We start from the raw sequence: 6,244 nt of genomic DNA, 5'->3' as shown, positions 1-6,244 counted from the left end.
GGGGGGGGGGGGGGGGGCCGCGGCGGGGCCCCCCCCCCGCCCCCCCCGGGGCCCCCCCCCCCCCCCCGGCCGCGCCCCGGCGGCCGGACCGTGACGTCCCCCGCCGGCGGGGACATCCCTGTTCTGGTTACCGTGCGCTACTGGGCGGCCGCCCGTGACGCTGCGGGCGTCACCGAGGAGACCGTCGGGGCAGCCACCCTCGCCGAGCTGTTCGAGGTCGTCGCGGCGCGCCACGGCGGCGCCCTGCCCGCCCTGCTGCGGCGGTGTTCCTACCTGGTGGACGACCAGCCGACGGGCCGGCGGGACCCGGCCGAGGTCGTCCTGCGGGACGGCGCGACCATCGAGGTTCTTCCGCCGTTCGCCGGCGGGTGAGGCAGCTTGTCGACGGGCGGTGCGCCGGTGGCGGCGCGGAGTACCCACAACGGGCATGACAGCATGACGGGGTGAGCGCAGGCGACCCCGGACCGCCCGGTCTGACCCCCACGCGGGCGGCCGACCCGGCCCGACCAGCCCCTGCCGGCGTGCCCACCGTCGGCCTCGTCGCCGCCGTTCTTCTCGCCGCCGGCCTGGCGATCGGCGGCGCCGTGCTCGGGCGCTGGGCGCTCGCGGCGGTGCTCGTCGTCGAGCAGATCGCCCTCGCCTGGGCCTGGGGCCGCGCGCTGCACGCGTCACCGGGCACGATTCCGCTGGTCGCCGTGGCGGGAGCGCTCGCCGATCTTGCCGTGCTGGTGTCCCACCGGCACGCCTACGGTTCCACCGCCGGCGTCGTCGGCGCGGCGGTGGCTGCCGTCGTCCTCTACCAGCTCGGACTGCGCCGGGCGTTGACGCTGCGCACCCCGGTCGCCGGCGCGGTGCCGGCCAGGGCGTCGGTGGCTGACGGCGCCTCGTCGCCGACGGCCCGGGTGAGCGTCGAGATGATCACCGCGTTGAGCGGGGTCATCCTGGGCGTGCTGCTGACCGGTTACCTGGCGGTGCGGGTCCAGGAGGGCGCGCCGAACCCGGCGGACCTGATGGCGATCGCCGGCCTGCTCGGCGCGGGCGCCACGGTCGTCCTGGCCCGACTGCTCGGCCGGGCCGGTCTGGCGGCGCCGGTCGCCGCGGGAGTGGGCGTGCTCGTCGGCATGGCGGCCGGCGCGGTTCTCGGCGCCGTCGCCCACGACGGGCTGTCGCTGCGCTCGGGGCTGGTGGCCGCCGCCGCCGGCGCGGTCGTCGCCGGCCCGGTCGACCTCGCGCTCGTGCGGGCGCGCCCGGCGACGGCGGACATCGCGCCCCCTGGGGCGGTCGTCGACCTGCTCCTCGCCGCGATCCTGCCGTTGGCCTGCGCCGCACCGCTCGTGTACGTGGTCGGACGGCATCTGCCCGCATGACCGGCCGGGGCGCGCGCATCACGGCCGTGGTCGTGGTCGTTCTGCTGGGCCTGCTCGTCGCCGTCGACCGCATCACCGTGCGGGTGGTCGCCAGCCAGATCGCCACCCGAGCGCAGCGCTCCGAGGGGCTGCCGTCGCGCCCGGGCGTGTCGATCGGCGGCTTCCCGTTCCTCACCCAGGTCGTCGCCGGGGACTACCGGCACGTCCAGGTCGACGTGCGGGGACGGTCGGAACAGGGCCTGCGGGTCGACCGGGTGCACGCCGACGTCACGGATGCCCGGATTCCGCTCGCCGACGTGGTGCACGGGCAGGTGCGGCAGGTGCCGGTCGATCATCTCACCGCCCGGGTGGAGCTGACCTTCGCGGACATCAACGCCTACCTGCGCGGCCACGGGACCGAGATCACCGTCGGCGCGGCCGGGCAGGCGATCCGGGTCGCGGGATCGGTAACCATCCTGGGCGGCGTCTACCCGCTGACCGGGACGGCGAGCATCGGCGTGCAGCCCGATGCGGTGACGTTCACCCCGCAGGAGCTGACCGCGGCGGGCACGACCCTGCCGCCGGCCCTGCAGGCCACCGCCGCCCAGTTGCTGACCGTGCGGGTGCCGATCGCCGGACTGCCGTTCAACCTTCGGCTGTCCTCCGCGACGGTGGGCACCGATCGGATCATCTTCGAGGCTCTGGGCGAGAACGTCGTGCTCGATCCCAACTCCGTCGGCGTCAGCGGGGCTGGGGCCGACAGAGCTGGGGCCGACGGAGTTGGGGCCGACGGAGTTGGGGCCGACGGAGTTGGGGCCGACAGAGCTGGGGCCGACGGAGTTGGGGCCGACGGAGTTGGGGCCGCTGGAACCGGGACCATCAGCGGATCGTGACAGGCCCGCGGGAAGAGCGGCGGCCGCCGGGATACTTGTACCAACCGTGACGGGTGTCTGGGTGCTGCTGGGCGTAGTCCTGCTGTCGGTCGCGGTGGGTGTCGTGATGCGCCTGCGGGACGGCCGGTTCCGGCCGGCCCGGCGCCGCCCGCCCGCGGCGGTGGCGGAGGTCGGGCGGACGCCCGCTCGGGAGGATGCCGTGGACGTTGCCGTACCGGGCGGGAGCGTTCCCGAGGGCGGGCTGGGTGCCGAGGTCGCCGCGTTCGGCGCCGCGTTGGGGGAGCGCGCGACGCTGCTGCAGTTCTCCACGGCGTTCTGTGCGCCGTGCCGCACGACCCGCCGGGTGCTCGCCGGCGTCGCGGAGGTGGTGCCCGGTGTCCGGCACGTCGAGGTCGACGCGGAGGCGCATCTCGAGCTGGTGCGCCGGCTCGGGGTACGGCGGACGCCGACCGTGCTGATCCTCGACGCGGGGGGCCAGGAGGTCCGCCGGGCCAGCGGCGCACCGCCGACGCGGGACGCGGTGTTCGCCACCCTTGCGGAGATCGCGACCCCGGGGACGAAATAGGGCAGATGATGATTCTTCGGCTTCATCATCTGAGCAATAACACGGTCATGATTTACGCTGCTACCGTGGCACGAACCATGTACCAGGCGAAGTTTGTGCAGCTTGTGCGGCGCCGCGCGGTGGATCTGTGCCGCGTGGGCAGCTGCCTGTGTTGTCTCTCCTGACCGCGAGTCCGCGCCTGCCGAGATGATCGGCCGGTCCGACTTGTCTCTCCGTATCCGACCGTGTCGTTTCCGACCGGACCGTCAGGGCGTAGTCAGGAGAAGTCTGGTGGTCGATCCTCGTGGCCTGCGGTTCACCGCTGCCGTCAGCACGGTCGTACTCGCGACAGTCCTTGTCACCGGCAGCGGCTGGCTGCTGCTCGGACAGACGATCGTGTTCGGGGTCGCCGCCGTGGCCGGCATCCGCTACGCGCCCTACGGCCTGGTGTTCCGGTCCTTGATCCGGCCGCGGCTTGGGCCGCCGGCGCGGATGGAGGACGCTGTCCCGCCCCGGTTCGCGCAGCTCGTCGGTCTGCTGTTCGGCGTCGTGGGCGTCGCCGGGTATCTCTCGGGTGCCTGGGTCCTGGGCTGCGTGGCGGCCGCGTTCGCCTTGGCCGCAGCCCTTCTCAACGCGGCGTTCGAGCTCTGCCTCGGGTGCCAGCTGTATCTGTTCTTCCGTTCCATCACCGTGAAGGGAGTACGCCCATGAGCCGGGAGCAGGCATTGGTCAGCGCCGCGTGGGTCGAGGCGAACAGCGCGGATCCCAAGGTCGTCCTCGTCGAGGTCGACGAGGACGTCTCGGCCTACGACCGGGGGCACATTCCCGGTGCCGTGCGGCTCGACTGGAGGTCCGAGCTGCAGGATCCGATCATCCGGGACTTCGTCGACAAGGAGCAGTTCGAGAAACTGCTGTCCGCCAAGGGCATCGCGAACGACGACACGGTCGTTCTCTACGGCGGTAACAACAACTGGTTCGCCGCCTACGCCTACTGGTATTTCAGCCTGTACGGCCATGCGGACGTCCGGTTGCTCGACGGTGGGCGCAAGAAGTGGGAACTCGACGGCAGGGAGCTGATCGCCGAGGTCACCCCGCGGCCGACGACGACCTACACGGCCAAGGAGCCGCGTACCGACATCCGCGCGTTCCGCGAGGAGGTCGTCGCCGCGATCGGTGACAAGGTGCTGGTCGACGTCCGGTCGCCCGACGAGTTCTCCGGCCGGCTGCTCGCCCCCGCGCACCTGCCGCAGGAGCAGTCCCAGCGGCCCGGTCACATTCCGACGGCGAAGAACATCCCGTGGGCGAGGACCGCGAACGAGGACGGCACGTTCAAGAGCAACGAGGCCCTGAACGCTCTCTACCAGGAGGCGGGCGTCGACCTCTCCCGGGACATCATCGCGTACTGCCGCATCGGCGAGCGTTCGGCGCACACGTGGTTCGCGCTGCACGAACTGCTCGACCTGCCGAACGTGAAGAACTACGACGGATCATGGACCGAGTACGGCTCGCTGGTCGGCGTGCCGATCGAGCGGGGGGTGTGAGCTCATGTGCGGTGCGACCAGCGGTGGACCGTCTGTGGAGGGAATTGACGTGGCCAAGGAGACCGTGATCCAGGGCGTCGTGGTGCAGGCCGGGGAGCCGGTCTCGCGCGGCTACGCCCGGCTGCTCGACGAGGGCGGCGACTTCACCGCCGAGGTGCCCCTGTCCGCGACCGGCCAGTTTCGCTTCTTCGCGCGGCCGGGTCAGTGGACGGTCCGGGCGCTCGTGCCCGGTGCGTCCGGGGAGCAGAAGGTCGTGGCCCGGCAGGGCGAGCCGGTCGACGCCCGGGTCGAGGTCGCGGCCTGAGTCCACCGGCCGGCGGTGCGGCGGGCGGGCCTCGGTGGTGGGGCCAGCTCGGTGACACCGCCAGTTCGGTGACACCGCCAGGTCAGCGATACGGCCAGGTCAGTGACACGCCTGGCCGACGCGTTCGAACCGGGCGGCGGTTGGTGCGGGACGGGTCGGTGACGGCCCGCCCGACCCGATCGGCACCGTCGTGGGCACCGCGAAGTGCATCGGCCCCACGGTGTAGCACCGCAGTCCGTTGTCCCGCGCGAAGGTGAGCGCGGAGCCCCGGTCCGGGAAGGGGGCGATGATGCGGCGGACGGTGCGCTGACCGGCCGCCGCGAACAGGACGACCGCGAAGAGTACGTCGGACTCAGCCATCATGCGGATCATGAAAGCGCATGCGGTCGCGGACCAAGCCGGTTTCGACGTGTCCCACTCGTGGTCTGTTATTGCTCATGCGGTGTCACCTGCAAGAGCCTGGGCCACCGCAGCGAGATCTGTGGCCGCGGACTGTCAGCAGAGCCGGCGGCCAGCAGAGCCGGCGGCCAGCAGAGCCGGCGGCCAGCAGAGCGGACGGTCAGTAGACGAGCGCCTGCGCGTCGTCCGCGAGCACCTCGTCGACGAAGACGGCGGCGCCCGCGATCCGGATGCCGTCGATCACATCCTCCGGCCCGAACGAGCGCCGGGCCGCGCACTGCGAGCACACCGTGACCCGCCCGCCGGCGAGGATGCCGGTCAGCAGATCGGGCAGCGGGGCGGCCTCGGGCAGGCTGAACTCCGCGGCCCGCCCGGGCAGCGCGAACCAGGCGGATTCCCCGGTCAGCCACAGGGACACGGCGGCACCGGCGGCGACGGCCACCGCCGCCACCGTGAATGCCTGCGAGCAGCGCTCCGGCGCGTCCATCCCAGCGGTGGCCTTGATGACGAGAGAGCGGGACATCCATCCAGTCTGCTCCGTCCGCCCACCCGGCTGCGCGCCTGCGCGCGGTACTAGGCTGCGGAGCGTGTTGCACTACTTCTTCACCGGGCTCCTGGTGGCGATGTGCGTTCTCATCGCCTGGTTCTCCGGTTACGTCGTCTACAAGCTGTACGAGGGGCAACGCTGAGCGCCGTCGACGGAACCGACCTGCACGCCAGCCTGCTGCCGCTGGCCTTCCTCGTCGGAACCTGGCGCGGGGAGGGCGTCGGCGGCTACGAGGGCATGGACGGTTTCCACTACGGCCAGGAGATCACCTTCGCCTCGGACGGCCGGCCCGCACTGGGCTACGTCTCGCACACCTGGTGGGCGGACGAGCCGCGGGACGGCCGCGAGAACGGCAGCCCGCTGGCCACCGAGACCGGCTTCTGGCGGGTCCAGCCCGGCGCGGACGGCGCGACGGACGTCGAGGTGACGCTCGCGCACCCGTTCGGCATCGCCGAACTCTATGTCGGCACCCTGACCGGGACCCGTATCGATCTCAGTCACAACGTCCTGATCCGCACCGCGACCGCCCGCGAGGTCACCCGCTCGGTGCGCCTCTACGGGCTCGTCGAGGGCGGTGACCTGGCCTACGCGATCGACATGGAGGCCGGCGGCAAGCCGATGCAGTCCCACCTCTCGGCGCGGCTGCACCGGGTCACCGACTGACCGACTG

10 protein-coding genes are annotated in these 6,244 nt (G+C 72.5%); 8 read left to right on the top strand and 2 right to left on the bottom strand.

All coding sequences use genetic code 11. The annotated features are described in order from the left end of the window. Positions 1 to 114 precede the first annotated feature (114 nt). From MXD60_RS23860 to MXD60_RS23830, 7 genes are all read left to right on the top strand, one after another. Positions 115 to 372, top strand: coding sequence for a MoaD/ThiS family protein (locus tag MXD60_RS23860; RefSeq protein ID WP_308222585.1), 258 nt, complete (start codon positions 115 to 117; stop codon positions 370 to 372). Positions 373 to 443: 71 nt separating this feature from the next. Continuing rightward, positions 444 to 1,367: a hypothetical protein gene (locus tag MXD60_RS23855; protein WP_248821580.1), complete on the top strand. Its 924-nt coding sequence runs from the start codon at positions 444 to 446 to the stop codon at positions 1,365 to 1,367. After that, positions 1,364 to 2,239, top strand: a complete 876-nt coding sequence (locus MXD60_RS23850; protein ID WP_248821579.1) for an LmeA family phospholipid-binding protein — start codon at positions 1,364 to 1,366, stop codon at positions 2,237 to 2,239. Before MXD60_RS23855 ends, MXD60_RS23850 begins: the two co-directional genes overlap by 4 nt. Positions 2,240 to 2,300: 61 nt before the next feature. After that, a complete protein-coding gene (locus MXD60_RS23845) occupies positions 2,301 to 2,804 on the top strand; it encodes a thioredoxin family protein (RefSeq protein ID WP_248821578.1) in 504 nt (167 codons plus the stop codon). A gap of 270 nt (positions 2,805 to 3,074) precedes the next feature. Further along, complete coding sequence (locus MXD60_RS23840; RefSeq protein ID WP_248821577.1) at positions 3,075 to 3,494, top strand: DUF4395 domain-containing protein; 420 nt, start codon at positions 3,075 to 3,077, stop codon at positions 3,492 to 3,494. Next, a complete protein-coding gene (locus MXD60_RS23835; RefSeq protein WP_248821576.1) occupies positions 3,491 to 4,324 on the top strand; it encodes a sulfurtransferase in 834 nt (277 codons plus the stop codon). Before MXD60_RS23840 ends, MXD60_RS23835 begins: the two co-directional genes overlap by 4 nt. A gap of 4 nt (positions 4,325 to 4,328) precedes the next feature. Next, the gene (locus tag MXD60_RS23830; RefSeq protein WP_283098888.1) at positions 4,329 to 4,628 is read left to right on the top strand and encodes a DUF1416 domain-containing protein; all 300 of its coding nucleotides are present in this window, start codon (positions 4,329 to 4,331) and stop codon (positions 4,626 to 4,628) included. A 99-nt stretch (positions 4,629 to 4,727) separates the two neighbouring features. On the opposite strand, the gene MXD60_RS23825 is transcribed toward MXD60_RS23830, so the two are convergent. Beyond that, complete coding sequence (locus MXD60_RS23825) at positions 4,728 to 4,988, bottom strand: hypothetical protein (protein WP_308222584.1); 261 nt, start codon at positions 4,986 to 4,988, stop codon at positions 4,728 to 4,730. A 199-nt stretch (positions 4,989 to 5,187) separates the two neighbouring features. Next, the gene (locus MXD60_RS23820) at positions 5,188 to 5,550 is read right to left on the bottom strand and encodes a DsrE family protein (RefSeq protein WP_248821573.1); all 363 of its coding nucleotides are present in this window, start codon (positions 5,548 to 5,550) and stop codon (positions 5,188 to 5,190) included. A 162-nt stretch (positions 5,551 to 5,712) separates the two neighbouring features. Between MXD60_RS23820 and MXD60_RS23815 the strand changes: the two genes are divergently transcribed. Continuing rightward, positions 5,713 to 6,237: a nitrobindin family protein gene (locus tag MXD60_RS23815; protein ID WP_248821582.1), complete on the top strand. Its 525-nt coding sequence runs from the start codon at positions 5,713 to 5,715 to the stop codon at positions 6,235 to 6,237. The last annotated feature ends 7 nt before the right edge of the window (positions 6,238 to 6,244 follow it).

Origin of the sequence: Frankia sp. AgB32 (assembly GCF_023243045.1) — a bacterium.
Lineage (GTDB): Bacteria > Actinomycetota > Actinomycetes > Frankiales > Frankiaceae > Frankia.
The sequence above is the reverse complement of the archived record's forward strand: the minus strand, read 5'-3'. Positions and strand labels throughout refer to the sequence as shown.

What these genes read in the sequence shown, in the direction of transcription:
- MXD60_RS23850 (WP_248821579.1), top strand. Translation starts at nt 1,364, where the DNA reads ATGACCGGCCGGGGCGCGCGCATCACGGCCGTGGTCGTGGTCGTTCTG.
- MXD60_RS23835 (WP_248821576.1), top strand. Translation starts at nt 3,491, where the DNA reads ATGAGCCGGGAGCAGGCATTGGTCAGCGCCGCGTGGGTCGAGGCGAAC.
- MXD60_RS23830 (WP_283098888.1), top strand. Translation starts at nt 4,329, where the DNA reads ATGTGCGGTGCGACCAGCGGTGGACCGTCTGTGGAGGGAATTGACGTG.
- MXD60_RS23825 (WP_308222584.1), bottom strand. Translation starts at nt 4,988, where the DNA reads ATGGCTGAGTCCGACGTACTCTTCGCGGTCGTCCTGTTCGCGGCGGCC.
- MXD60_RS23820 (WP_248821573.1), bottom strand. Translation starts at nt 5,550, where the DNA reads ATGTCCCGCTCTCTCGTCATCAAGGCCACCGCTGGGATGGACGCGCCG.